This window comes from Betaproteobacteria bacterium (genome assembly GCA_016720855.1).
Classification (GTDB): Bacteria; Pseudomonadota; Gammaproteobacteria; order Burkholderiales; family Usitatibacteraceae; genus FEB-7.
This window is the reverse complement of record JADKJU010000002.1, coordinates 854,107-877,567: the sequence shown is the minus strand read 5'-3', so window position 1 is coordinate 877,567 and position 23,461 is coordinate 854,107. Positions and strand designations below refer to the sequence as shown.

Annotated in this window: 24 protein-coding genes and 1 tRNA gene; 1 reads left to right on the top strand and 24 read right to left on the bottom strand. The window is 67.2% G+C overall.

Annotated features, from left to right (window positions below):
* The 6 genes from IPP91_11425 to IPP91_11400 are packed head-to-tail and all read right to left on the bottom strand — an operon-like array spanning nt 1 to nt 7,246.
* Nucleotides 1-3,951, bottom strand: a complete 3,951-nt coding sequence (locus IPP91_11425; GenBank protein ID MBL0142683.1) for a pyrrolo-quinoline quinone — start codon at nt 3,949-3,951, stop codon at nt 1-3.
* 28 nt (nt 3,952-3,979) lie between these two features.
* Nucleotides 3,980-4,591, bottom strand: a complete 612-nt coding sequence (locus IPP91_11420) for a hypothetical protein (GenBank protein MBL0142682.1) — start codon at nt 4,589-4,591, stop codon at nt 3,980-3,982.
* Nucleotides 4,592-4,616: 25 nt separating this feature from the next.
* Nucleotides 4,617-5,807 carry a PilW family protein gene (locus IPP91_11415; protein MBL0142681.1) on the bottom strand — a complete coding sequence of 397 codons (1,191 nt, stop codon included), beginning with the start codon at nt 5,805-5,807 and terminating at the stop codon, nt 4,617-4,619.
* Nucleotides 5,808-5,828: 21 nt separating this feature from the next.
* Nucleotides 5,829-6,275 (bottom strand): hypothetical protein, encoded by a 447-nt coding sequence (locus IPP91_11410; GenBank protein MBL0142680.1) that lies wholly within the window; start codon nt 6,273-6,275, stop codon nt 5,829-5,831.
* Nucleotides 6,276-6,281: 6 nt separating this feature from the next.
* The gene (locus tag IPP91_11405; protein ID MBL0142679.1) at nt 6,282-6,815 is read right to left on the bottom strand and encodes a GspH/FimT family pseudopilin; all 534 of its coding nucleotides are present in this window, start codon (nt 6,813-6,815) and stop codon (nt 6,282-6,284) included.
* Nucleotides 6,815-7,246: a prepilin-type N-terminal cleavage/methylation domain-containing protein gene (locus IPP91_11400; protein MBL0142678.1), complete on the bottom strand. Its 432-nt coding sequence runs from the start codon at nt 7,244-7,246 to the stop codon at nt 6,815-6,817. The genes IPP91_11405 and IPP91_11400 overlap by 1 nt, the downstream gene beginning before the upstream one ends.
* A 171-nt stretch (nt 7,247-7,417) precedes the next feature.
* Between IPP91_11400 and IPP91_11395 the strand changes: the two genes are divergently transcribed.
* Nucleotides 7,418-7,493, top strand: a tRNA-Thr gene (locus tag IPP91_11395).
* Nucleotides 7,494-7,733: 240 nt separating this feature from the next.
* Here IPP91_11395 and IPP91_11390 read toward each other — a convergent pair.
* The 18 genes from IPP91_11390 to IPP91_11305 all read right to left on the bottom strand — a co-directional run bounded on the left by IPP91_11390 (nt 7,734) and on the right by IPP91_11305 (nt 23,388).
* On the bottom strand, nt 7,734-8,333 hold the full coding sequence (locus IPP91_11390; GenBank protein ID MBL0142677.1) for a hypothetical protein: 600 nt from the start codon (nt 8,331-8,333) through the stop codon (nt 7,734-7,736).
* A gap of 12 nt (nt 8,334-8,345) precedes the next feature.
* Nucleotides 8,346-8,645: a hypothetical protein gene (locus IPP91_11385; GenBank protein MBL0142676.1), complete on the bottom strand. Its 300-nt coding sequence runs from the start codon at nt 8,643-8,645 to the stop codon at nt 8,346-8,348.
* A gap of 274 nt (nt 8,646-8,919) precedes the next feature.
* The gene (locus IPP91_11380) at nt 8,920-9,156 is read right to left on the bottom strand and encodes a hypothetical protein (GenBank protein ID MBL0142675.1); all 237 of its coding nucleotides are present in this window, start codon (nt 9,154-9,156) and stop codon (nt 8,920-8,922) included.
* Nucleotides 9,157-9,280: 124 nt separating this feature from the next.
* Complete coding sequence (locus tag IPP91_11375; GenBank protein MBL0142674.1) at nt 9,281-9,901, bottom strand: glycoside hydrolase family 19 protein; 621 nt, start codon at nt 9,899-9,901, stop codon at nt 9,281-9,283.
* Nucleotides 9,898-10,203, bottom strand: a complete 306-nt coding sequence (locus tag IPP91_11370) for a hypothetical protein (GenBank protein ID MBL0142673.1) — start codon at nt 10,201-10,203, stop codon at nt 9,898-9,900. Before IPP91_11370 ends, IPP91_11375 begins: the two co-directional genes overlap by 4 nt.
* Entirely contained in the window at nt 10,203-10,556 is a 354-nt protein-coding gene (locus IPP91_11365) for a hypothetical protein (protein MBL0142672.1), read from the bottom strand. Before IPP91_11365 ends, IPP91_11370 begins: the two co-directional genes overlap by 1 nt.
* Before the next feature lie 119 nt (nt 10,557-10,675).
* Nucleotides 10,676-10,978 (bottom strand): hypothetical protein, encoded by a 303-nt coding sequence (locus tag IPP91_11360; GenBank protein MBL0142671.1) that lies wholly within the window; start codon nt 10,976-10,978, stop codon nt 10,676-10,678.
* Between the two features lies 1 nt (nt 10,979).
* Entirely contained in the window at nt 10,980-11,240 is a 261-nt protein-coding gene (locus IPP91_11355; GenBank protein MBL0142670.1) for a hypothetical protein, read from the bottom strand.
* Entirely contained in the window at nt 11,237-12,235 is a 999-nt protein-coding gene (locus IPP91_11350; GenBank protein ID MBL0142669.1) for a hypothetical protein, read from the bottom strand. The genes IPP91_11355 and IPP91_11350 overlap by 4 nt, the downstream gene beginning before the upstream one ends.
* The gene (locus IPP91_11345; protein ID MBL0142668.1) at nt 12,235-13,185 is read right to left on the bottom strand and encodes a hypothetical protein; all 951 of its coding nucleotides are present in this window, start codon (nt 13,183-13,185) and stop codon (nt 12,235-12,237) included. Before IPP91_11345 ends, IPP91_11350 begins: the two co-directional genes overlap by 1 nt.
* 9 nt (nt 13,186-13,194) lie before the next feature.
* Nucleotides 13,195-17,229 carry a hypothetical protein gene (locus tag IPP91_11340; protein ID MBL0142667.1) on the bottom strand — a complete coding sequence of 1,345 codons (4,035 nt, stop codon included), beginning with the start codon at nt 17,227-17,229 and terminating at the stop codon, nt 13,195-13,197.
* Entirely contained in the window at nt 17,229-17,558 is a 330-nt protein-coding gene (locus tag IPP91_11335; GenBank protein ID MBL0142666.1) for a hypothetical protein, read from the bottom strand. Before IPP91_11335 ends, IPP91_11340 begins: the two co-directional genes overlap by 1 nt.
* Entirely contained in the window at nt 17,551-18,072 is a 522-nt protein-coding gene (locus IPP91_11330; GenBank protein ID MBL0142665.1) for a hypothetical protein, read from the bottom strand. The genes IPP91_11335 and IPP91_11330 overlap by 8 nt, the downstream gene beginning before the upstream one ends.
* Before the next feature lies 1 nt (nt 18,073).
* Complete coding sequence (locus IPP91_11325) at nt 18,074-21,271, bottom strand: phage tail length tape measure family protein (GenBank protein MBL0142664.1); 3,198 nt, start codon at nt 21,269-21,271, stop codon at nt 18,074-18,076.
* Complete coding sequence (locus tag IPP91_11320; GenBank protein MBL0142663.1) at nt 21,268-21,549, bottom strand: DUF1799 domain-containing protein; 282 nt, start codon at nt 21,547-21,549, stop codon at nt 21,268-21,270. Before IPP91_11320 ends, IPP91_11325 begins: the two co-directional genes overlap by 4 nt.
* A gap of 95 nt (nt 21,550-21,644) precedes the next feature.
* Nucleotides 21,645-22,001 carry a hypothetical protein gene (locus IPP91_11315; protein MBL0142662.1) on the bottom strand — a complete coding sequence of 119 codons (357 nt, stop codon included), beginning with the start codon at nt 21,999-22,001 and terminating at the stop codon, nt 21,645-21,647.
* A 10-nt stretch (nt 22,002-22,011) separates the two neighbouring features.
* A complete protein-coding gene (locus tag IPP91_11310) occupies nt 22,012-23,163 on the bottom strand; it encodes a hypothetical protein (protein MBL0142661.1) in 1,152 nt (383 codons plus the stop codon).
* Between the two features lie 3 nt (nt 23,164-23,166).
* Entirely contained in the window at nt 23,167-23,388 is a 222-nt protein-coding gene (locus IPP91_11305) for a hypothetical protein (protein ID MBL0142660.1), read from the bottom strand.
* Nucleotides 23,389-23,461 lie beyond the last annotated feature (73 nt).

The window sequence follows — 23,461 nt, the reverse complement described above, 5'->3', positions numbered from 1 at the left end:
TCACCTCTGCATGAGTTCGCGCCACGAAATCCGGCGCGCGCTGCCGGCGGCGCCGCCGCCGAAGACGTCAAAGGGGGTCATGGCTCCTGTTGCGCCCGTCGCGATGCCCTTGAACAGGCCGCTGGGAAGCCGGACCACCACGAGTCCGACCGTGATCTGGCCCACGAACTTGTGTCCCGCCTCGTTGAGCGCGGCGGTCTGCAGGTACGTGCCGTTCTTGTAGTTGAACTGGTAGATGAAGCTGTCGCCGCCGACCGTGCACGCGCTGTTGTTCGGCACGTTCGTCACCACCAGCAGGTTGCCCTGGACCAGTTGCGGGTCGAGGTTCACGCGCTCGCCGGGCGAATCGTTGCCCGGATTGAAGTCCACGAACCAGCCGTCATTCACCGCCCAGTCCACCGCATTGTTCGTGGTCGTGCGCGACACGGGGCCCGACACCGAGATGATGTTCTCCACCACGTTGCCGTTGCGGAAGTTTCCGTAGGCCGTCCCCTGGTCCTTGATGGCGTACAGGGACTGCTGATAGGCCCACTGGTTCGGCGGCGTGAGCGTTGCCGGATCGACCAGGTCGTCGGTTCCGAGGTAACGGCCCGTTCCCACGTACACGATCGGGAACCCGTTGATCACCGCGAGTTCCGGCCGCGTGGTGATGGATTGCGGCTTGCCCCCGCCGTCCTTGAGCGTGGCAAGCAGGGTGCGGGTCGGCGTCGCGGTCTGCATGTCGTACTTCCAGACGTTGCCCAGCAGGTCGCCGCCGTAAACGTACTTGGCCGTGTTGTTTTCGGAGAAGTTGTCCGCGTATCCGCTGAGGTGGTTGAACCCGGAAGGCGTCGTGGTGTCGCCCGCGCCGGTGTCGACCTTCTTCAGGATGGTGCCCGTCGCCAGGTCGACCACGTAGAGGTACCCGCGCCCCGTGCCGGGCACCACGTTGTTGAGGCCGGAGGAGAAGATCGCCACCCATCTCGCGGTCGCGGCGGGGTCGCTCGCCAGCTTGGTGATGACGACGTTGCCGTGCGTGAAGCCGATGTCCTGGTCCACGATCGAGCAGACGGTGTTGTCCGAGCAGATTTCCCACAGAACCGTCGGGCTCGTCGGGTCGGTCACGTCCAGGGCGTAGTAGCCGCGCCCGCCGCCGCTCAGCCCGGCGACCAGCACGGTGTGCCAGTTGCCGCCGAAGTAGGCATCCATGGTGGTCGGCGAGCCGTCCACCGAGTATTCGTGGACCACGGACCAGTTCTGGTTCGCGAGCTTGTGCAGCTTGGGCATGATGATCCGCGGGACATAGGCCCACATTTCCTGGCCGCTGTCTCCGTTCAGGGCATGCAGCATCCCGTCGTTCGCGGCGAGGAAGAGGGTGGCTTGCCGCGACGCCCAGGTGGTGCGGAACGAATCGTAAGTGGGGGTCACCGCATCGCCGAACTGGAGCTTGGGCGAGGACATGAAAGCCGGGGTGGCGTTCACGGGATCGCCCAGCACGTGCTCGCGCGCCCTGAACGGCGGATTCGTCTCCGGGCTGGTGTAGAGCTCGTTCTCGCGCTGGCCGCGCAGGTAGCTGACCAGCTTGGCGCCGTCGTTGGACACGACCTTCTGCGAGGCGGTAAGGAGCGCGCACTGCGAGAAGGCCGGGGCACACTTGTTGTCGAAGTAGGTGCGCTCGGCCGCACGCGCGCCCACGGGCGCCGCGGTCAGGTTGGAATAGGTGAAGAGCTTGCGCTTGCCACCGGCCGATTCGTCGTAGGTGAGGATGACACGCGAATCGCTGTTGGCCGTGGTGCGCCCGTCGAGGAGCGCCTGCGCGGACCAGACGACCGCCGGAAGCACTGAGCCGGTAGTCGTGTTGATCCGCCGCGCGACGATCTCACCGTCCCACTTGACCGTGCGGAAGGTCGAGCTGTAGATGAAGTTGTCCGTTTCCGTGATGTTCGGGCTCGACGTCGCCGAAGCCGCCGCCGCCGCCGTCTGGATATTGAGCGCGGCGAGCGCCTCCTGCAGGCCGAGGGTGAGCGAGTTCGGATCGCCCGCGCTGAAGTACTTGCCGCGCCCGTTCACCGCCGCATGCCAGAGGTCGTCCAGCGTGCTCGGGTCACTGGCGGAGGGCACCGGCCAGTTGCAGGTTCCCGTCGTCCAGGAACAGGCGTTCGAGCTTCCCGCCTTGATCTTCGCGAAGTCCCCGGAGGAGGACGTCTCGTAGTCGGACTGGTAGTCCATCAAACCCTCGAGGCCCAGGCCGAGCGTGAAGGTGACCATGTGTTGCGCAGGGTTCTGGTCGCGCTCGGAGGTGGGCACGTTGTTCTGCGAGACGGTGCCGGAGGTTCGCAGGTCCGTCTTGTAGTAGTACGCAGCCACGTCCGCCAGCGTGCTGGAGGCGCCCGAAAGGCCGCCGTCGTACGCCCCATAGGCGCGTGTCGTGTAGCCGCTGTTGGCGTTGTCCACGTTGCCGATCGACGAGAAGCTGTCGTTCCAGTAGCCGTCGGTCGTGAGCAGGGCGAAGTTCTGCTGGCACGAGTACTCCAACGGGTCCGGCTTCGCTGCCGTGCCGTCGATCATGCCGTCGTTGATGCCGCCCGTTTCCCCCTGGTAGTGGCGTCCCACGCGGTGCAGCGCGGTGCGGTTCGGCGTGCTCCCGTTGGTGGCCTGGGCGTAGAGCTTGGTGTACCACGAGCTCTTCTGCGCGGCGTCGTACTTGAGGATCGGCTGGAACTTGTTCGACGTCACCGGGCCGTTGGGGTTGATGGTGATGAACCCCACCTTGAAGCGGTCGTCGATCGCCAGGAAGGCGCGGCCCGTGGCCGACTTCATGAGCGCCATGCGGGTGCGGTAGTACTCCCACCAATTGGCAAAATTCTGGATCTCTTCCGCGTACGTGCAGCTCGTCGCCGACGCGCAGTCCGTCCGCACGGCCCCGGCGCCCTTGGGATAGGTGGCAGTGGAGGCGACGATGTCCACGCGCGTGAAGCGCCCGTAGCGCGGATACATGTAAGTGCTCGTGCTGAATTTCTTCTGGCACCGCGGCTTCGCCGGCGAGCCCGAATTGCCCGAAATGGCGCTGGTCGAGGTGGCATCGGTCGCGGACTTGCACCAGCGCAGCGGCGCGGCGATCGTGTTCGTCCCGCCGGGCGAAGCCCCTGCCGCGGTGGCAAGCGCGCAGCTCACGAGGCTCTCGTCACTGCAGTACTCGTGCGGCGTGATGTTGTAGTACTGGGCGTTCGACGTGGTGATCCGGATCTTGTTGGAGAACGACGTCGTCGGAAGGCCGATGTTGGTGCCGCCGCTCGTCCAGTAGAGGAAGTACGTGGGCTGCCCGCCGAGGTAGGGCGAGACGTTGTGGATGCCGTTCTTGCGGCACTTCGTGGGGTCCGTGAGGTTGCCCGCCGAGGGGCTCGAGGTGTTGCAGTAGACGACTTCCTCGAAACCGCTCACGACGTTGGTGTTGCCGCCGCCCAGGTAGTGGTCGTCGCTCGCGTTGGTGAGGCTCGCGTTGCCCAGGCTGGTTCCCGCGGAGTCGATGGCCGGGGAGTATGTGATGTTCGGGTTGTACCAGATCTTGTTGAAGACCGGAGCGTAGAAGGGCGCCTCGCCGTAGGTCGGGATGCCGCTCGCACTGGGCGTCGAGCTCGCGCTGCTCTGGTCGTTGCCGCACTGGAAGCCGTTCGACGACGACGAGCCACCGGGGCCCGAGCACGAACTCGTCGAGCATTTCTTGCAGTTGTAGAACTCGACGTTGTTGCTGTTCCGGTAGATCTGGTCGGGCATGTAGTTCCACGCCATCGAGCCCGAGTCGTCCAGGATGTACATGAGGTTCGGCAGCACCGCGTCGGAGGGCGAGTTCGCGAGCGGCACATTGGCCAGGTCGGCAATCTCCGCGTCCGCGTGCCGGGCGCCGAGAAGACCGGCCAGGGCAAGCGCGCAGGCCGCGGCCGTGAAGCGTCTGATGCGGGAAGAGAATGTCATGCGGGTGGCTCCTTCAAATGGGGTTGCATCAGGTGCCGACGAGGACACTCGACTGGATCACGCTTACCGTGTCGCGGGGGCCGTCCACGCGAGTCGTCACCCGGTAGTAGAGCTGCGGAGTTCCCAGGAAAACCGGAGAGCCCACCGCCATGCTTCCCCCGGACGCCGCCCCGCTGGTGCCGTAATACAGGCCGCAGCTCGAGGGGACGCCCACGGCGTCGCACATGCGGTGAATCACGTAGCGGACCACGTTGCCGGCCGCATCGGGCGCGCCGCCGTTCACGACGAAGGCGTCGCTCCAGCTGTTGATGTCGAACCAGTCGGGGTCCTGCACGCTCGGAAGGATGTTCGCGTAGTACCCGGCGGCGGTGTTGGCGTTGTGGAGTGTCGTGCCCGCGCTGTTGGCCTGCAGCCACTGCACCGCGACCTGCGTGCCGCGGTCGGCCACCGAAATGGCCGATTGCTTGAACGCCATGTTCCCCGAGACGACCACGGAGGTGTCCACGGAGCGCATGAGCGCGGCGCCGGCAAGCGTCATCGCCACCAGCACGATGAGGGAGATGAAGAGCACGATGCCGCCCTGCGCGCTGCGCGGGCCGTGCGAGCGGGCGGGAAGGCGAATGGCGGGAAATGTCGTCATGGCGAGGCTCATGGGAGGACGGGCATCAGGTCGGCTGCGCGAACCAGACCATGTTGCGCAGGGGAACGACCACTTCGAACGTGCGATAGCGATAGCAGCGCCATTCGTTGGCGTCAGCGAACGCAGCCGTCACGTCGAGGTCGATCCCGGCGGGAGGCGCGGGAGCCACCCACTTCGGGAGGACCGTCGTCGTGTTGCAGAGGCCCGTGCCGGGATCGGGGCGCTCGGGCGTGATGCTGCGGGCGACAACCACGAGTCTCACCGCGATGACCTTGGCCCAGTCGGCGGCCACCGCCCCGGCGGGCATCGCGTCGCCCCATTGGTCGCCGGTCGCGGGAATCACGTTGATGGTCCCCACGCTGGGCACGCCGGCCCCGAGGCGCCCGTCGCCGTTCGCATCGAAGCCGTATTGGGCCTGCATCTGCACGATGCCGTCGGCGATGGCCACCGTGGCCGTCGCGTCGCCCGGTGACAGCAGGTCGGTCGCGGAGAGCTGTCCGGCCACCAGGGAATAGCGCATCACCACCGGCCGCGGCCCCAGGTTGAAGAGCCGGCCGCCGGTCTGGGTCGCGTCCTTGTAGGCCGTGTAAATCATGTTGTTGGGCGCCGGCAGGCCGCCCGGGCGGTTGAACCGCGTCGCCTCGATCTGGCCTTGCAGGTTGGTGAAGGAGCCGCTCACGTGATTGACGTCGGAGCCGCCGGTCGACGAGACCTGCGCCAGCGTGCAGGGCTTGCCGCTCTCGGCCGCGACCAGCGTATCGCCCGGCCGGTACCCGTAGAAGTACCTGACCCGGTAGTAATCGGCGGTTCCCGTCATGGGGAATCGGAGCATGTCCGGCGCCGAGAAGAGGTCCGCGTCACCGTAGGCGATCGTGACGCTGTCGGGCGCGCCGCCGGCGCCGTTGGTGATGGTGATCGGGAGCAGCGGGAAGGCGATGGGCTGCCCGGTCTGCGTGTTCCAGCCGTTGACCTGGCAGCCCATCAGCGTCATGTGGTTGATGCCGAAGCCCGCCATGCGCGCGTCGCGCTCGAGCTGGAAGAGGGAGAAGACGCCGTTCTGCTGGGCGTCGCCCGCACCCATCGTCGTTCGCTTCTGTGCTTCCGATACCGCAAAGACCTGGAAGATGACGACCGTGCCGATCAGGCCGATCAGCACGCCGACCATCATCTCGACGAGCGTGAAGCCGCGGGAACCGCGGGGAAAGTGTTTTCTCATGATCGGGATCCGGGTTTCGCCCTAAGGGTCGCTGATGAACGCGATCGCCACGTGGTTGCTGGGCGCCACCGCATCGGGAGCGCGCCAGCGGACCGTGACCGTGATCTGGCGTCCGCCTTCGGCAGGCGTCACGACGGCGATATCCGGCGGGTTCGCCACGGTACCCGGCAGCATCGCGTTGACCTTGTTCACCCACGCCTGGGTCGTCGGGTAGGTGGCGGCGCCGCTGGACACGGTGAAATTCGCGAGATTGGCGTAGTTCAATCCCCGGTCCACCCAGGCGTCGCCGATGATCTCGTTGGCGAGGAAGGCGGCCTCGGTGCGGTAGCGCGCGTTGGAGACATTGCTCACCGAGATCGCCTGCATCGCCACCAGGGCGAGGATGCCGAACGAGAAGATCAGGATGCCGATCAGGGCCTCCAGGAGGATCACGCCCTCTTGCTCTTGCTGTCGGGGTATCGTTTTCATGGTCGGCTAGCAGGAGCGCGGATCGGTTGCGGCAACCTTCGGGTCGCACAGGCGGATGGCGCCCCCCGTGGGGATGACGATTCGGAGGCTGCGGCGGTCGGCGACGACGGAGATCATCGGGTTGTCGATGTCAACCTGGGCAAGGCTCGTCGACGCATCGCCGTTGGGAGCCACGCGGCCGAGCGCGCTGAAGGTGACCGTATCAGCGTCGCCTGGCGTGAGGGCAACAGTCGCGTTGGGCGAACCTTCCTCGGCGACGCGGCTCTGGATCGGGGTGCCGTCCGGGTCGCGCGAGAGGTTGACCCGCCATTGGGTCGTGGTGCCGGCGTCCAGCTTGAACTGCACGCTCGCGTTGCGGCGGATGGCTTCGTTCTTCGCCACCTGCAGGCCGTTCAGGATCGCGTCGGACGCCGTGCGGATCTGGACGTTCTGGATCCAGGTCCCGTAGGCCGGCATGCCCAGCGCCATCACGATCCCGATGATCGCAACGGCGACCAGGATCTCGACGAGGGTGATGCCCGACTGGGCGGCGCGGCTCATCAGCAGGAGCCTTTCCTCGTGACCCAGCAGGGAGAGGGCATGACCGCGGGTTCCCAGCCGGCGGCGGTCGCGGTCGTTTGCCGGGTGTTGGTTTCGTTCACGGTGAAGGAGAAGCCCACCACACGGCCCGCGGTGCCGTTCGCGGTCGCCAGGTAGGTCTGGCCGGCGGAGAGGCAGACGTACGTGAAGTTGGTGCGGTTCGCGGGGTTGGCGGCGCCGCAGTTGCCCAGCCCGCCACCATCGTAGGTGCGGTTGTCCTGGTAGAACTGCTCCATGCGCACCCGCAGGTCCGAAAGGCCGGTGTGGCCCTCCACGAGCTGGGCACGGGTGATGTGGTCGGTGTACATCGGCACGGCGATGGCCGCCAGGATGCCGACGATCGCCACGACGATCATGATCTCGATCAGGGTGAAGCCGGATGCGTTCTTCATGAATTCCTCCAATGACGATTCGGATGCTAGTGGCCCGGTCCGGGGCGCGCCAATCGGCCCGACGCGAGGCGCCGCGCGGCCGACGAACGGAACGGGCGGTCCTTCCCGGTTTCGCCCGCCCCGACCCAGTCGCGGAAGGCAGGCTCTCGCGATATAATGCCCGGCTCGCGTGCTGTTGTAGCTCAGCTGGTAGAGCAACTGATTCGTAATCAGTAGGTCGGTGGTTCGAATCCACTCAACAGCACCATCCACTTCAACGACTTGCGCTCGCGAGTCGTTTTCAGAAAAGCGGACTTTTCGGAACGTTTTCAGAATCCGGTGTCCGCGCTCCTAGTTCAGCAGCGCAACCCTCGCGCCCGGATGTCTCGGCAGCGCCCGCCCTGTCCGGCGCGTCACGCGAAGTCGTCGCGGAGGGCGCACCAGGAGCGAGAAGTCCTCGCCGAGCACGCCGAGAGGAGGCAGCGGCCGACCGGCGGCCACGCCCCCCTCAGCAGCTCGCCGGGCCACCCGCGCCACCGGCGCCCCCGGTCGTGGTGCCTGCGCCATTGCCGGCCTGACCACCCGTGCACGTCCGCGTCGTGTTGTTCGAGTTCGTGGTGGTGTTCGTCGTCGTGGTCGTCGTCACGGGACCCGGCGCCTGGACGAAGGGATAGCCCGCAACGCCGGCGCGCTCGATCGCCCCACCCATCTGCCCGAAGGTCGAGTAGCTCGCGATCGTCGCCATCGCCGCGTTGTCGCTCTGCGTGACGCCGAGCCGATAGCCGAAGTACCCGCTCGCGATGTTGGTCACCGGCCCGAGGATTAGCGCCGCCCACTTGTAGCCGTCGCTCTCCGGCGGCGGTGGCAGCGCGATCGGCGCCGCGTTCGCCCCCCCGCCAAGCGCGAGCGCCATCACGGCGGCGGTGCGCGCCGCGGGGTCGGCCGATCCCTTGGCGATCTCCGCGATGGCGGCGAAGCGGGCCTTCTCGGCGTCCGCGCGCGCAGTGGCGATCGCCTCCTGGCTAGCGAGGAGCGCGGCGTAGTTCTTGTCGATGCCCGCGCACGCGGCGAGCGTGAGCGAGAGGACGATGACGGCGAGTCTCAACATGGCGGACCTCCTCTACCGGTAGATGGCGTCGAGCCGCTTCCGGAGCCGCTCGGCGGACTTCATGCAGGCCTGGGCTTCGGCCCGCAGCGTTTCATGGAGCGCGCGGCACTCCTGGAAGTTGAGCGCCGCGTCGGTCAGCGCCTCCACCTTCGCCTCCTCCGTTCCGTCCCGGAGCAGGAACGCCGACGCCGGGCAGCCTTGCAGCGCCGTCGCCGTGAAGGGGCACGAGCTCACCTGCGGCGGCGCGGTTGAGGCGCACGACGAGAGAATCAGGCCAGCGAGGGCAGTCGCGAGCGGCCGGGGAAAGTTCACGGATGGCCTCCTGGATGGCCGCTGGCCGTCTCTGGCGCGCGCTCGCGAGCTGCGCCTGCAAGGATGCCTCCCGGGCCGCGAAATCGTCCCGTAGGCCCTCCGCCTCGGCCTCTACCACCTGGTCCGCAGCCGTGGCGAGCGCCTCCATTCGCGCGCGGCACTCCGAGCCGCCCTTCCACTTGCCCGCCCAGAAGGCGAGCGGGCCGGCGACCAGCGCCGTGAGGAACGCCGCCACGAGGACGCGGGGGTCGAGGAGCAGCGCCCAGGGCACGGGTCACGACGCGATCTTGATGACCGTCACGGCCAACGTCGCGCCCACGACGGCGCCGAGCACGACGCCCACGAGGAGCGCGCGCACGGGGTCCGCCTTCGCGCGGGACTCGACCTCGCCTCGGGCATAGGCGATCGCGCTCTCGATGTCGTCGCGATTCACCTTGCCGTCGCCGTTGCGATCCAGCGCCGGAAGTCGGCGAACGATGGCTTCTTCCAGCGCTGCGGGATCGATCTTCATGGGGGGTCCTTTCTGAAGGGCGGGGTGAAATCCTCCTCGTCCTCACCCCAGAAGATGTGCACGACCACGGCGGCGAGCGCCACGACGATGCACAGCTCGAGGAGGAGGGTCGGGAGGTCCGGAGTCATGCGAGCGCCCCGATGGCGCGTTTCCAGTAGGCGGTGCGCTCCTCGATCCCGAGGGTGCCGCCGTTGATGCGCCTGGTGATGGCGGTGAACTCGCCGGCGTCGGCCAGTTCGTTGAGCCCGCGCGCCTGCCAATACCAGCCAGCCGTCTCACAGGCGTACTCGGGCTCGGCCACGAGTTGCGGCGACTCGACGAGGACCGAGGCGTCACCGCAGATCGCCAGGGAGGCGTCCGCGTAATTCTCGCGGCCGGTGAGCTGGAAGATGCCACGGCCCCGGAACCGCCAGCCGTCGCCCGAGGCCTCGTCGCCGTTGCCCAGCCGGTTCGCGTAGACCACGTTCGCGATCCTCTCCGGCTGACGTTCGCAGGCGAGCGCCAGCTCCAGCGAGAACCGACGCGGCCAGGTGCGCACGAGGCCGCTCGCGGAGTAATTCAGGTTCTCCTCGAGCTGCGTCAGCTCCGCGCTCTCGTGGGCGCCCTGTGCCAGGAATGCGGCAATGCGGGCCTCGGAGTCCGCGATCTCGTAGCGCGCCATCGCCCGCGAGAGGGGGGCGAGGAAGGCAGCGGCTCGCGACCCCGCGCGCGGCATGACCGCGAGGAGCGACGCGAGGGTGATCATTGCTGGCGTCGCTCCATGTGGCCGCCGGACTCCAGCAGAGAGCCGCCACGCCGCTCGGCAAGCCATGGCCGCCATTGCGGCTGCGTGTAGAGGACCACGAGGCCGGCCATCGCAATGGTCGACATCGTGTCGGGCCACCCCGGCTCGAAGTCGATCCACAGCAGTTCGGCACACGCCCCGACTCCGAGCATCCACCAGAGCGCCATCTCGATCTTCGGCGAACGCGGGGTCATCGCGTTCATGTGGAGGATGCACCCGAGGACGATGGTCGCGGAGGCGGCCATGTGGACGATGTAGTCCATCAAGCCCCCCCATCGGGAGGCTTTGGGGCCACTCCGGTCACCCGCTCCATGAGCCGCGCGATGTTCTCGCGGACCCACGTGGCGGCGGCCAGCGTCGCCGGGATCGTGATCATCGCGGTGAGGCCCAGGAGGAACGCGAGCCCCAGTTCGGCCTTCGCGCTCATCTGCCAGGTCGCGAAGCGCTGGAGTGCTTCGACCACAACCGGGGTGAGGAATGCGGCGGTGGTGACGCCCGCCACGATCGATCCGAGTGCGGCCAGGCGCCCGCCGGGCGGCATGAAGGGGAGATAGGCCAGGCCGCCCCCGAAGCCGGCGACCGCATGGTGAGGATTGAGCCCACCGAGGTCGGACATCCCATCCCCCTAGAAAAACCCGGCCCCGTTCGAGGCCGGGAACAGGAGCAACGCAACCACGGAGAAAGCGTCCATGGCGCGTTTTACGTCCGTTAAACAGGGATGGCCATGCTGAAGCTCTAGCCCTGGTCGATCTGCTGCATGAATTCCCGGATCACGGGGGCCGCGTCCACCGCCGTGGCCACGCTGTTGAGCAGGTAGAAGAGCGTCTTGGCGTCGGTGACGCCTGTCATGCCGAGCTCGGCCTGCAGGGGGGCGAAGTCGGCGTCCACGAGCGGGGGGGACTCGGTGCGCACGGCGGCCCCCATCATGGCCTTCAGCCGGGCGATCTTGTCCACCGCTTCGTACAGGTGGTCGGCCACCTCCACGAGCATTTTCCCGTGCGGGGTGGCGGGGTCAACGTGCAGTCGGATCGATGCCATGTCATTTCTCCAAGGATAGAATCGCTGCGAGCAGCGGGTCGGTCAGGGCTTTCTTCGCGCGGGCGCGCTCATCACGGGCGGCCCCTGCCGCACGGAAATCGAATGGCGCCGGTGGTGGTGGCGGCAGCGGTTGTTGGGCGTCAGGTGGGACGCCGGCGCGCAGCTGCGCCTCGTATTGCGCCCACTCCGCGTCCGCGGGCGTGATGACGCTGTTGGTGATCCGGGAGTAAACGCCGCGGGGGCGCAGTTCGTAGTCGCTCATCCGATGGTCCCCGCGACTTGAGTGCCGTTGTAGCCGCCGGTGAACGTGGCCACATAGCCGTTGGTGCGGATGGCGTAGCCCGGCCACCCGCCCGAGCCACCCGACCCGCCACCGGATGTTGGGGACGGCGAGCCGTTCGCGCCGGCGAGGCCGGGACCACCGCCCGCGCCGCCTGCTCCGCCGTACTGGCCATAGAATCCATCGGCGCCACCGGCCCCGGCCGCTCCTCCGCCCCACGCGCCCGCGCTGGCCCCGTTCCCGGCGCCCCCGTACGCGCCAGCCCCGCCTCCGGTGCCATACCCCGAGCCGCCGCCTCCGCCGCCTCCCGATGCGCCACCGAGTCCAAGTTGCACGCCACCACCGCCGGCCCCGCCACCACCACCACCGCCGATGTACCCGGCGCTGTTGTCGATGGAGATGGGGAACTGCAGGTACATGGCGTCCGACCCCGCCTCGCCGTCGTCCATGTAGTAGAAGCCGTTCCACGGGTGGTAGTACTGGTCATCCTGCCCGTGCCCGCCGCGCCCGCCAGCCCCGGTGATGACGCCCTTGTTGATGATGTAGAGCGCACTCCCTGCCGGCCAGCCTGTGCCGGTGCGCAGCGCTTCCTCGTTGGCGAGGTGGGTGTTGCACAGGGTGCAGTTGCGCACGCCCTGCCCAACGAGGATGCCGTTGGAGTTGATCGTGAGAACGCACACCAGCGGGTCGATGGGACTGCCCGAGGACGTGTACATGTCCAGCGGCCCGTAGGTGAGCCCGGTGACCACGAGGTCGACGCGCGGCCCCATGGACAGGCTCCTCGCCATCATGCGCATCATGCCCACGCCGACCCCGGCCAGCGACCCGATTACCTGATCGAGGCCATCGATGCGCATCACCGTGCCCTGCGGTGGGCGGTCCTCGATGTACAGGCGATGGTCGACGGCGGTCGCGTCGAAGGTCGCGATCAGGCCAGCGAGCAGGAGGGCGCGGAAGGCCGCGCGTTGCTTGATCATCAGCCGCCCTTCCCGATGTGCGTGATCTCCATGCGGGTGGCGCCATCGCGGGTCTGCATCACGTAGATGTTCCGCCCGGACAGCTCGAGGACGGTATCGAGCACGCGCACCGACGCGCCCCCGGTCCACTTGAAGGCGCCGGGGTAGATGATCTTGCCGTCCGCGCTGCGGCGCCCGTTGAAGATTTCCAGCGTCCACACCTGCGCCTTCCCGGACGCCGGCGCGCCGCTCAACGCGATGGTGCACGTGCTGCTGGTGGTGGAGTCCGGGGTGAAGGCGAAGTGGGCGTACTTGTCCAGTTCCAACGTCACCGTGCCGGCGGCGGCAATTGTCCCGTAGTCGTGGAACGTCTCGCGCACGCGGGTGGCGTCGACTTCCTTTGCGGTGGACTGGCCCAGCGTCATGCCGTTGGCCGCCCCCCCGGTGACGGCCACTGCGTTGGCGTTCTGCACGCTCATGTCCCCGAGACCGTGAACGCCGGTGCCGGTGCCGGCGATGTGGGTGGCGAGCCCGGCCACCACGCGCAGGCACTTGGTCCACAGCTCCATCACGAGCGTGACGACTCCGCCGCTATTGGTGGTGCCGGTGATGTTGTCGTTCGCGTCGAACGTGTTGGCTTGCGCCGTCCCCATCGAGGTCCACGAGGACCCCGCATCGTTGGTCCATTCCCACTCCACGCTCGTCTGCTGGTAGTTGCCCGTGCCGCCCCACGTGCTTTTCATGCGGAATCCCACGTTCAAGGTGGCGTGCAACCAGGTGATGTACTGCGGTCGGATGGCATCCGGCCCGGTGCCGGTCGTGCGCGTTTGCACGAAACCCTTGCAGCGGCCCGTGATGACCTTGTCGCGCAGCGAGCGCACATTGGAGAGGTCCGCCCCGCTGTACGTGGTCGGGCTGGTCGCGCCGTCGGGCGCGTTGGAGTCGAGGTCAGTGTAGGCGGGGGTGGTCATGGTGTCTCCTTAGAATCCCTCGGCGGCCCACTCGAACGACGAGGCAACCTGCGTGCCTGCCTGGTCGAACAGGTAAACGTCGAACGAGTTGTCCTTCAGCGTGAATTCCTTGACCCAGAACGGCGTGGTCCCGACGGTGATTGCCGTGCCAGGCGTCCCAGTGGCCACCGGGACCGGGGTCAGCTTCCCTGCGCCGTAGTCCGACACCCACATGGTGTTGCCTTGGGGGCTGAATGCCACGCTCAACGACGAGTACCCACCTGTGAGGGCGATGATGCTGCCGTCCGTAGCCATCGTTGCCGGGTTCACTTTGTGGAGCCCGCCAGCTGCGGAATCCCACTTGGTGACGTACAGCCGATCGTTGATGGGGCAGTAGGCGAGGTGCGACGGATAGGTCAGCCCCGTGCACGTGGCCTCCACCGTGTTGTCGCTCGGCTTGATGGCGATCACGGTGCCGGTGCCGGTCAAGTTGCACACGTACACGCGGTCGCGCTGCGCCACGTAGATGATCCCGTAGGCGTCCGCGAGGCCGGAGGCGATGGTGGTGGCCACCGTGTTGTTCGTGGGGTCGATCACCTTCACAGTACCGGCCGCGCGCATGCTGACGTACAGGCGGTCATTGGACGCGCAATACGCTATGCCTTGCCCCCCGGTAGTGGTGCCGATGTTGGTGATCACCGAGTTGTTGCTGGGGTCGATCACAGTGACGCGGTTGGCGCCCTGGTCGACGCAATACAGCCGATCGTTCGTGGGGCAATACGCGATATCGCAGAAGCTCACCGCCCCGCTCGGCGTGATGGTGGACGACACCGCGCGCGTGATGGGATCCACCACGGTGATTGCCCCGTAACAGGCGACATAGAGCTTTCCGTTCGAGGGGCAGTAGCACGCGCTCGTCGCGCCCGTCGTGGTGGCGAGTGCCGAGATGGACACCGTGCTGTCCGCCGGCCGGATGGCGTACAGGGTCCCGGCGTAGCACGGGACGGCAATGCGGCTATCCGTGCCGTTGATCACCACGTTGTCCACCGTGGCCATGCGGGCGGTGGTCCCGAGCGGGGTGATCTTGGTGGCCAGCTGCGCGTAGTGGTCCGGCAGCACGATAGTCTTGCCGCCGGAGGCGAGCGAGGTGACCGGGCCGCCGCTGGACTTCTTGATGGTGGCGATGAACGCGATCTTCGGCGGCTGGTACACCACGATGGTGGAGGTGCCCAGCGCCTGGATGACGGGACGGATGAAGCGCGTGCTGCCGTTCCACGCGGTGCCGGTATGCGGAGTCCACGTGCTGCCATCCGGGCTCGTCTCGATGGAGTAGATGGCGCTGCCCGACAGCACGGACACGTAGGGGATCAGGGACCAATCCCCGGCGATGGTGTTGGCGAGATCCCACGTTTCCCCGAGCCACTTCTGATCGCCCGAGGCGTGGTACGAAATGACCGGGTTGCCGCCCGAGTTGACCGGGTTGGGCATGACGCTGTTCCATTGATCGGCCGCGATGCGCGTCGCCCAGCGGGACTTGTTGACCCCCTCAAGAGGCGGGATGGCCACCATGTTCGTGAGCGTGGGGCTCGTGAACTCGCGCTCCTGGGCGAACGAGTTGGCGTCCGTGGTGATGGTGAGATCCACCGTGGTCTCGGTGGCCGAGTAGTTGCCCACCGAGTCGATGGCCTTGACGCCGAGGCGCCACGTCCCCACGGGGAGCCCCTTGAACACCGCACGCAGCCCGTCCGGGCGATCGATCAGCGTGGCACTCGACCACACGAAGGCCCCGGGCGAGGCGTAGCGCCACTCGTAGCGCACCACGTCGATGTCGATGGCCGGCGACCACGAGAGCAGCACATCGCCCCCGATTTCGACCGCCTGCGTGATGGCCGGCACGTTGCCAGGCGGCAGGAGCTTGCCCAGCGCCGCATGGTTGGTGGACACCGGGGTGTCGCACTCGAAGCCCAGGTTGTTGAACGCCCACACCTTGACGGTGTACGTGATGCCCTGTTGCACCGCCGGGGACGAGTAGGACAGGTCCGGGGTGGTGCCCTCGTGGATCACCTGGGCCCCATCGAGGAACTGCACCCGGTACTTGACCTTGTAGGGGTGCGACACCGCGGGCCAGGTCACGTCCAGGCGGCTCTGATAGATGAAGCCGCGCCCGAGGGCGTCCGCCGTCACTTCCTTCTCCGCGTAGACCGTCTCCGTCACCGTGATGGAGGCGGGAGCGGGCACGATGCGCGGGTTGGGCAGGTTGGTGGCGTTCCCCGCCGCCCCCGTGGCGATGGAATCTGAGAACGCTGCGGCGGAGTAGAACCTCCCGCCCACGAGCCAGCGGCCATGCCCGCGATCCGTGCGCGCGGTCACGCGGATGAGCTGTCCCGACATCCCGATGTCGTCCGTCACCGTGGCGACGTCGCCGACGCGTACCTTCAGGGCCTGCTCGAACGCCCCGAAGATCGCCTCGAGGCGCTCCAGCGTGTAGTGGTTCAGCCGCTCGACTGCGAAACGGTAGGCCTGCGTGGCCCGGCGGATGCCGGGGAGGTCCACGCGGCTCTTGTAGCGCACCGATGGCGCGTTGTCGGCGGTGGCGAAATCCATCACCCACGGGGTCACGTCCGTGCGCATGAAGCCGATCTCCACCACGTTGGCCCGATCCTGCAGGCCCCGGTTGATCAGCGCCGGCTCCGGGGAGGTGTCGATGTTGGCGGCGGTGAAGGCGTGATCGCTCGGGCGCGGGCCGTCGTGCGTCATGTACATGATGTCGCCGTCCCACTCCACGAACGCCGGCACGTAGGCACGCAGCACGTCCACCCACTCGTCGGTCGTGCGCTTCTCGAGGATGGTGAGGGACAGCAGGTTGCGCTTCTCGGGCGTGGCGCCCACGAGCTCGTCGCAGTACGCCGCGGCATAGGCCACCTGCGTCCAGTCGGCGAGTTTGCGACACCCGTACACCGTGTTGACCGCGAAGTCCGCGAGGGCGAGCGCAGGGTTGTCGCTCCACCGCGTACCGGGGAGCACGATTGCCGAGGTGGTCGGGGTGTACGGCAGGATGGTGGCCCCGTTATTTCCCTGCGCCCAGCAGCACACCGCGCTGCCGGTGGCCGCCACCGTGTCGGACGCTCCGCCGCCGTAGGCGCTCGTGGCGGGGTAGAGGGCGTACGCGAGGTTCGTGTTTCCGGACGCGTTGTTGGTGACGACCGCGGCGCACAGCCAGAAGGTGGGATCGCGCAGGTCGGTCGTGACCGTCCAATTGCCGAACGCATCCACCCCGGTGTCGGTGTTGAGCCGCAGGTGCCGCGTGACGCCCGTGCCGCCCACGAGGTTGACGTTGATGCCGAACGTGGGGGCAGTACCGCCCGCGGTCTTCTTCACGCGGATCGACATGGCGTAGCTGGCGGTGTCGTTCGCGATCGCGAAGTTGCGCGAGAGGGCCCCGTAGCCCGCCGCGTTGCTGTCCGTCAGAGTCCATGCGGTGGGGGTGCCGTCAGGGGCCAGCGCCCCTTGGGTGAGGGTGGACAGCGAGTTGGTCCACGCCGCGTTGGAGAACGTGTTGGAGTACGTGATCACGTTCTCGCGGGGGTCGTACACCTTGACGCCCTTGACCAGCGCGGTGAAGCGCGGGAATCCTCTGGACACACCCGGCGGGACCACGGCGACCAGGTAGGCCGTGCCGCGCATCTTCTCGGCGAATCCCGGGATGGCCGCCACCAGCGTGGGGTCTTCGTTCTGGGTGTCCGTGCCAAGGTAGGTGGCGACCGTCACGCTCGCTGGCAGCGCCCCGTCGTCCATGTCCACACCCGTGATGCTCTCCATCGGGCCGTGGCCGAGGATCTGCACGACCACGAGATTGCCGTTGTGGACGCGGCAGAAGTACAGGAGCCCCGCCACGCGATCCGGACCGCCGTAGGTGATGGGGATGTAGCTGTCGCGCCCGGCGGTGATGAGTTGCGCCTGCGTGGAGGCCTGCGCGGCCGCGTTGAGCGTGGTCGGCGGCGCTTGCCCAGACGGGTCCCTGGGCAGGTTGATGATGACGGAGGGGATGACCCGGTCTTTGGCCACTAGACTTCCATCAGGGTGATGGTGACATCGCTGTTCTCGCTCTTGAGCGGGGCGAAGTCGATCTCGCTGTCCGCGAACAGCACCTCGTACACGACTCCGCGCCAGGTGAAATTGAACGTGTCGGCTCGATAGGTGTTGTAGAACGACTCCAGCGCGGCGTACTCGGAGGCGTTCAGGAACGCGTGGTGGAGCTTCCACGCCCGCTTCTTGGCCGCAGCGAGCCGGCGCGCCTTGGTGCCGCCGTCCCGCGCGGTGGACAGCAGGATGGCGTCCTTCCACGTGAACTTCGAGCCGGCCACATCGATCTTGGCCACCGGGTAATCAGCCATTGGCGGCCTCCGTCGTGAAGATCTCGTTTTCCCACGCCACCTGGGAGCCGCGCGGCAAGGCGTAGGAGAAGCCGAACGACGGATCGACCCGGCGCCGCGGCGAGAACGCGGCGTTCATTTCCGGCACCAGCTGGATGACGATCTCCTTCAGGCCGATGCGGGCCTCTCCCACGGCGAGCGTGAACAGGGTCACCACGTCGGCAACCCCCAGCGCGCCTCGAGCAAACTGGCGACACGTCACGCGCACGTCGGCCATGTTGTCGGTGAGGAACAGGGCGGCCATGGCGCTGTCGAGGTTCTGGATCGCGAGGGAGGGGGTCATGCGCCCGGCCTCCGAGGCCTCCATGTTGTCGAGCGAGAAGTCGACACCCACCCAGGGGTAGCCGTCCCACGACACCGTCCCGAGGTTGGACATGCGCAGCGTCGACGACATGACCATCTCGATCAGGTATCCGACAGAGGTGATCGTCTTCGCGAGCTCGGTGTCGAGTGCCGTGGAAATCTTGCGCGGCATGTCAGCCTCCGTCCGTCAGCACGTAGCTCTTGGCGTAATCGCCGGGTTGCTTCGTGGGGATCGGCGGCCCGGAATAGGGCGAGTACCCCGCCGAGTTCTCGTAGTTGAGCTTGGCCGCGGCGAGCTGCACGGCCGCCGCCGCTTTCTGCTCGGTGGAGGCCTCCTCCCACAGATCGGCCACGCGATCCATGTTGGCCCGGGTGGCGGCAGCCGCCTGGGTCTGCAGCGACGCGATGCGCGCCTGGGTGGCGGTGCTCACCGTGTCCAGCCGCGAGAGGAAGTTCTCGCGCTCCGATCGCTGTTGCTCCGGAGCCAGAAGGTTGAACGAATCGAGGATGTCCTGGTTGATGCGCTGCGCCCACCGCTGGATTTCCTCGGGGTTGGTGGATGCGAGCACCTGGCTGTACAGGTCGTCGGCCTCGTTCTGCAGGTAGTTGTACCGCTCCTGGTCGGTGAGCCCACCCATTTCGATGGAGCGGCGCGTGTCGCCGAACATGCCGGCAACCGACTGCCTGATCTCCTCCATCTGGACCAGCAGCTGCACCTGCGCCATGTAGTATTGGTTGGTGGCCTGGGTGAGCGCGTCGGCGCCGGCGGCCGTGCCGTCGAAGGTCTCGATCAGGGTGCGCATGCGGCTGTTGTTGGCGTTGAGCGCCGTGGCGATACCGTTTTGCGCGTTGCGGAACTGGGTGGTGGCCGCCTCCATGGGGTTGGCGTCCACCATCGCATTGATGATCTGCTGCGTGCGCATGAGGCCGGACACGAAGTTGAGCAGCTCCTCGCCCGTGCCCTCGAAGCCGATGATGAGGTGTTCCAGCGAGGGGTAGATGGCCCCCACGATCGTCGCCAGGCGATCGCGCGCAATGCCGAGCAGCTGGGCGCCGAAGTCCTCGTGCTCCGTCCCGAGGGAGTACCGGCGCGTGGACCCCGCAAGGGCGGTGGACACCGCCTCCCGCTGGTCGGGCTTGATGGCCGCGTACAGGGCGTTCTCGAAGGTGGTGAGCCCTCCGAGGAACGCCGTGATCGTGGGCTTCATGTCGGCGTCCGAACCCCACGCCATGTCGGAGAAACCGAACTGGCTAAACCGGCTACGGGCCGAGTAGGCGAGCCCCTGGGTGTCCCCGGTCACCTGGCCAAAGGTTCCCTGCCGCTCCGCAGGCCCGGGATCACGCAGTCCCACGTAGGCGGCTACGGTTGCTGCAGCGATAGTTGCCCAACCCACCGGGCCGAGCCCCAGCAATGCGGACCCGATGGACGCCGACAACGAATCCACGCCGACGCCCGCCGCAACCGCCTCTGCGCCGATCGCGCCCGCCGGGATCGCCCCGGTGAGCCCGCCAACGAACTGGCTCGCAGTGCCGATGCTGCCATATCCCAAGTACCCGGCGACCGCGTTCCCTGCCGACGAAAGACCGGCGTTGACCGCCCCGCCCACCGCGCTGGAGATTGGGTTGATGATCGGGCGCAACACCATGGCGTTGATGGTGTTCATGAGCGTCTGGGCGAACGCCCGGCCGAACCCCTCGCCACTCTCGAAGGCCCGGAACAGGGCATCGGTGAGCGACTGGCCGATCTGCTCGTTCTGTTTCTCGATTTCGGCGCCCAACCGCTTCTCGGCCTCGATCCTGGCCTCGGTGATCGCTTTCTCCTCCTTCAAGAGGATGATGGTGGCGGTTCTGGCGTCCATGGCGGCCAGCGTCGAGGCGAGGATGTCGCGCATCGCCTTCGCCTGGTTCTCGTCCACGAGCCAAATCTCGCCCTCCAGCTTCTTGGTCAGCTCCCGCGCCTTGCGGATGTTGCCGGCGTATTCCGAGCGGACCCCCCACAGGGCCACGTCCTCTTCCGCGGTGGCCACGATGCCGTTCATGTCGCTGAGCATCTTGGCGACGAAGGCCGCCCCCTTCTCGCGCTCGGCGTTGGCCTCCTCCTCCATGCGGTCGACCTGCTGAGCGGCGTCGTAGGCTTCCTCGGTGCGCGTCTTCGATTCGTCCGAAGTCCTTTTGACGGCGGACGTGTACTTCGCCACGATGGACTCGATGATCTGGCTCGCCTCGGCCGTCCCAACCTTTCCGTCCTGGATGATGGTGGCCCAAGCGTGACGCCACTCGGAGGCGAACTTCTCCGCTTTGCTCGACCCCTCCAGGAGCCGCTTAAACTCGTCTGCAGCTCGTTGTCTGTTGGGATCTGCGCTTGCTCCGGGGCGCCGCGCACCGTCACCGGCAAGCAGGCGCTCTTGCTCACGCTGCTGGGCAGCGGAGCCAACAATCGCCGGGATCGCGAGGGGATTGAACATGTTGATCCCGGACTCCTCGGCGATCAACGCGGCTCTCTCCCAGTCGCTCGAGGTCGCCCTTATCGTGTCCCCCAAGGAACGAAGAACCGTCTCGAATGCCGACGCGTCTTTCGACTGCGCATCGAAGACGCGCTCGCCCATCGCCTTGAGGAGGTCGTCCCAGGCCTTATTCGTCCCTTCGATCTGCCGCTCCAGCCCGCGGTATGCGTTCACCGCCGCTCCGCCGACGCGCCCCTCTAGGTTGTCCAGGATGATTTTCTGAGCCATCATGACGTCGTTCAATTCGAGGGCGTTCGCGATCGCCTTCTTCACCTCCGGCTCAAACTTGCCGAACGATCGCTCAAACTGCCCCAGCGAGGTCCCCGGCTCGGTCAGCACCTTGGCGAGCTGCAAGGTGCGAGTCTCAAGATCGCCCCCGAACACCGCGGCCAGGTCCCCGGCCGCCTTGATCGTGCGGTCGAACGTCTTCCCGGCGATGTCCCCGAAAGCGGCGAGCTGGGCCGCGGCCTTCTTGATCCCGTCGCCATCGAAGCGCGTGGCTTTCGCCATCGCATTCGCGAGTTCCGAGATCTGCTCCGCCGTCCTGCCCGCCGCCCCCTGCGTGGCGTTGAGCACGCTCTCCAGCCGCAGCTGCTCCTGCTGTGCCTGGCGCGTCTGTTCCTTCATCCCGGCGTAGGTGTCACCCAGAAACTGGACGGCCTTCATCGCTACGTCCGCCGCGATCGAGCCCTTGGCGACCGCGCCGGTAAGGCTCTCCTGGCTGCCGGCGGCCCCGTCGGCGTCCTTGGAGACGCGCTTCAAGCCCTCGCCGAGCTTGTTCACCTCCTCGGTGGACGCGCGCACACCGTTAACGAACACCTGGTTGTCCGCCGTGATCCGTACCCCGAAGGTGATATTAGCGCTCACTTTTCGCCCGCCTTTTCGTTGAGTGCTGCCGATGCCTCGCGCTCAAGCACCCGGATGGCCCACCAGGTCTCCTCGTTGTCCGGGATGCCGAAGATCCGCAGCGCGCGGTCCACGGCGTCCCATCGCAACCCCATCCACACCGCCCCTCCCATCGGGCCAAAGGCCACGCGCCATTGGCTCTCGCAAAATGAAAAAGCCCGGAGCGCATCTGCGTTCTCGGGCCAGATTTCGTAGTCCCCGCCGTCCCCTTCCTGTCCGGCGAGCTTGGCAATCTCCACCTCGGGGGCACCCCCGGCGCGAAGCTGCCTGACGACTTCTTTCAGATCTCGCGCGGCCCGTTCGTCTCCGAGTGCCCAGTACCGAGCCGCGCCGATCAGTTTCCCTCTCGTCCTCCCGCGGCATGCTTGAAGTAGGACTGCATGAACGCGAGGCCCGCCACCGGGATGTTTTCCAGCACCCGGTTGAGGTTCTCTCGCGTGAACGGCATTTCGGACCCGTCGTCGTCCTGCATCTCGGCCCACCCCACCAGCACCTCGGCCAGCAGGTCGTCCACGGCCGCGTGGTCGGCGATCAGCTTGTTGTACCGCTCGAGGAAATCCTTGATCTCGGAGCGGTCGAGGCGCTTGAACACGCCCTTGATCGCGCCGCGCAGCAAGTTCCCCGCGGGCCCGGTCATGCTCAGCTCGACCACGGCGGTGAAAGTGGGGTGCTTGGACAGCTTGAATGCCATGAGGCCTCCGTTACATCGACGTGATGTAGGCCTCGTCGTTGCCCAGGACGGGCACCGGGATGAGGCCTGCGTTGACCATCAGGACGCCATCGGAATCCTCGTACTCCGGCGGCTCGATCTGCACCGCCGGAAATGAGCATTGGACGATGTTGCCGCCCACGGCGCCGTGGCGAAACGCCGCGGGGCCGAGGGTGGCATTCTTGGCGATGGTCCACCAATCCTTCGTGGCCACGAGGGTGGCGTCGAACTTGATGCTGCCCTTGGGCTTGCGATCCGTCACCAGGACCTGCTCGAAGCCGATGAGCGCGCGGTAGATGGCGTTCTGCGCCAGGTCCATGGCGAAGGTGTCCACCACCGGAGTGACGCCGTGCAGGTGGAACACCGGCGTGTTGGTGCTGTTGGCCGTGATGGGGGACTTCCACGCCGCGTAGTCCGGGGTCACCTGCGCGGTGTCCGTCACCGTCTGGTAGAGCCCCATGAGGCTGTACTTCCACACCGGGATGCCCTTGGCGTTGAGCGTGAGGCTCACCTTGCCGCGCCCGCCGAGGAACTTGTGCTGGACGCCGTCGTAGTTGCACACGAACGCCACGCTCTCCATGGCGGTGCTTACGCCGCGGTACTGCACGTTGGCCCGGATCGCGTAGGTGGAGGCGGCGGCCGGGTTGACCACCCACGGAGCTGCCACGGTGGCGATCTTGGTGGCGCCGACGTAGCCCACGATGATGCCGGTGGAGCCCGAGCCGGTGCCGGCCGTGATGTCGACCTTCATGCCGTTGTAGAAGTTGTCCACGGCGGAGGCACCGGCGGCGAGGGTGACGGTGGTCGCAGCGCCCGCCTGGGCAGCCCCGGTCACGTCGGCCGCCGTGGTGGTCTCGCTCATGGCGCACGCGCGCATGAACATGCCCCACTTGGGGGCCGTGGCAACCGCTCCGCTGCCGGCCACCTCGATCTCGAACTCCGCTTCCGCGTGGATCGCGGCGGGCAGGTTCTCCGAGTTGCCGAAGAACGAGCGGATCAGGTCGCGAGGCGCGAACTCCGCGGCCATGGGCTTGATGCGCAGGTTGCGCAGCAGCACGGCGTCCACGCCAGCGGGGGTGGGGTCCGTGCCGTAGGTGGACTCGATCTTCGCCATCACGAGGGCGCGGCGCATGTAGAGAGGCATGGTTTACTCCTCGGGGTGGGTCGTGGACGGCGCGGCGGGACGGGGCTGCTCCGCGGGCGCCGGGCGCGCCTCGGCGGGCTCTTCGCTGATGCGCGGATCGCGCTGCTCGGTGCGCTCCACCAGCGAGGTGGTGCCGTCCGGGTTGTTGACGTACCGGCCGCCGGCGCCGACTGGCGCGCTCGCCGTGGTCGGGGTGGTGGTCTCGGGATCGGGTTTGCGGGCCATGTCGGTCTCCAGTGAATTCCACGCTGTACGCACCGGAGGGTAGGAATCGACGCCTCCGGCGTCCATGCTGAAG

Bases quoted from the DNA above. Each gene is read 5' to 3' on its own strand.
- IPP91_11425 (MBL0142683.1), bottom strand. From the start codon at position 3,951: ATGACATTCTCTTCCCGCATCAGACGCTTCACGGCCGCGGCCTGCGCG.
- IPP91_11420 (MBL0142682.1), bottom strand. From the start codon at position 4,591: ATGACGACATTTCCCGCCATTCGCCTTCCCGCCCGCTCGCACGGCCCG.
- IPP91_11415 (MBL0142681.1), bottom strand. From the start codon at position 5,807: ATGAGAAAACACTTTCCCCGCGGTTCCCGCGGCTTCACGCTCGTCGAG.
- IPP91_11410 (MBL0142680.1), bottom strand. From the start codon at position 6,275: ATGAAAACGATACCCCGACAGCAAGAGCAAGAGGGCGTGATCCTCCTG.
- IPP91_11405 (MBL0142679.1), bottom strand. From the start codon at position 6,815: ATGAGCCGCGCCGCCCAGTCGGGCATCACCCTCGTCGAGATCCTGGTC.
- IPP91_11400 (MBL0142678.1), bottom strand. From the start codon at position 7,246: ATGAAGAACGCATCCGGCTTCACCCTGATCGAGATCATGATCGTCGTG.
- IPP91_11390 (MBL0142677.1), bottom strand. From the start codon at position 8,333: ATGTTGAGACTCGCCGTCATCGTCCTCTCGCTCACGCTCGCCGCGTGC.
- IPP91_11380 (MBL0142675.1), bottom strand. From the start codon at position 9,156: ATGAAGATCGATCCCGCAGCGCTGGAAGAAGCCATCGTTCGCCGACTT.
- IPP91_11375 (MBL0142674.1), bottom strand. From the start codon at position 9,901: ATGATCACCCTCGCGTCGCTCCTCGCGGTCATGCCGCGCGCGGGGTCG.
- IPP91_11370 (MBL0142673.1), bottom strand. From the start codon at position 10,203: ATGGACTACATCGTCCACATGGCCGCCTCCGCGACCATCGTCCTCGGG.
- IPP91_11365 (MBL0142672.1), bottom strand. From the start codon at position 10,556: ATGTCCGACCTCGGTGGGCTCAATCCTCACCATGCGGTCGCCGGCTTC.
- IPP91_11360 (MBL0142671.1), bottom strand. From the start codon at position 10,978: ATGGCATCGATCCGACTGCACGTTGACCCCGCCACCCCGCACGGGAAA.
- IPP91_11355 (MBL0142670.1), bottom strand. From the start codon at position 11,240: ATGAGCGACTACGAACTGCGCCCCCGCGGCGTTTACTCCCGGATCACC.
- IPP91_11350 (MBL0142669.1), bottom strand. From the start codon at position 12,235: ATGATCAAGCAACGCGCGGCCTTCCGCGCCCTCCTGCTCGCTGGCCTG.
- IPP91_11345 (MBL0142668.1), bottom strand. From the start codon at position 13,185: ATGACCACCCCCGCCTACACTGACCTCGACTCCAACGCGCCCGACGGC.
- IPP91_11335 (MBL0142666.1), bottom strand. From the start codon at position 17,558: ATGGCTGATTACCCGGTGGCCAAGATCGATGTGGCCGGCTCGAAGTTC.
- IPP91_11330 (MBL0142665.1), bottom strand. From the start codon at position 18,072: ATGCCGCGCAAGATTTCCACGGCACTCGACACCGAGCTCGCGAAGACG.
- IPP91_11315 (MBL0142662.1), bottom strand. From the start codon at position 22,001: ATGGCATTCAAGCTGTCCAAGCACCCCACTTTCACCGCCGTGGTCGAG.
- IPP91_11310 (MBL0142661.1), bottom strand. From the start codon at position 23,163: ATGCCTCTCTACATGCGCCGCGCCCTCGTGATGGCGAAGATCGAGTCC.
- IPP91_11305 (MBL0142660.1), bottom strand. From the start codon at position 23,388: ATGGCCCGCAAACCCGATCCCGAGACCACCACCCCGACCACGGCGAGC.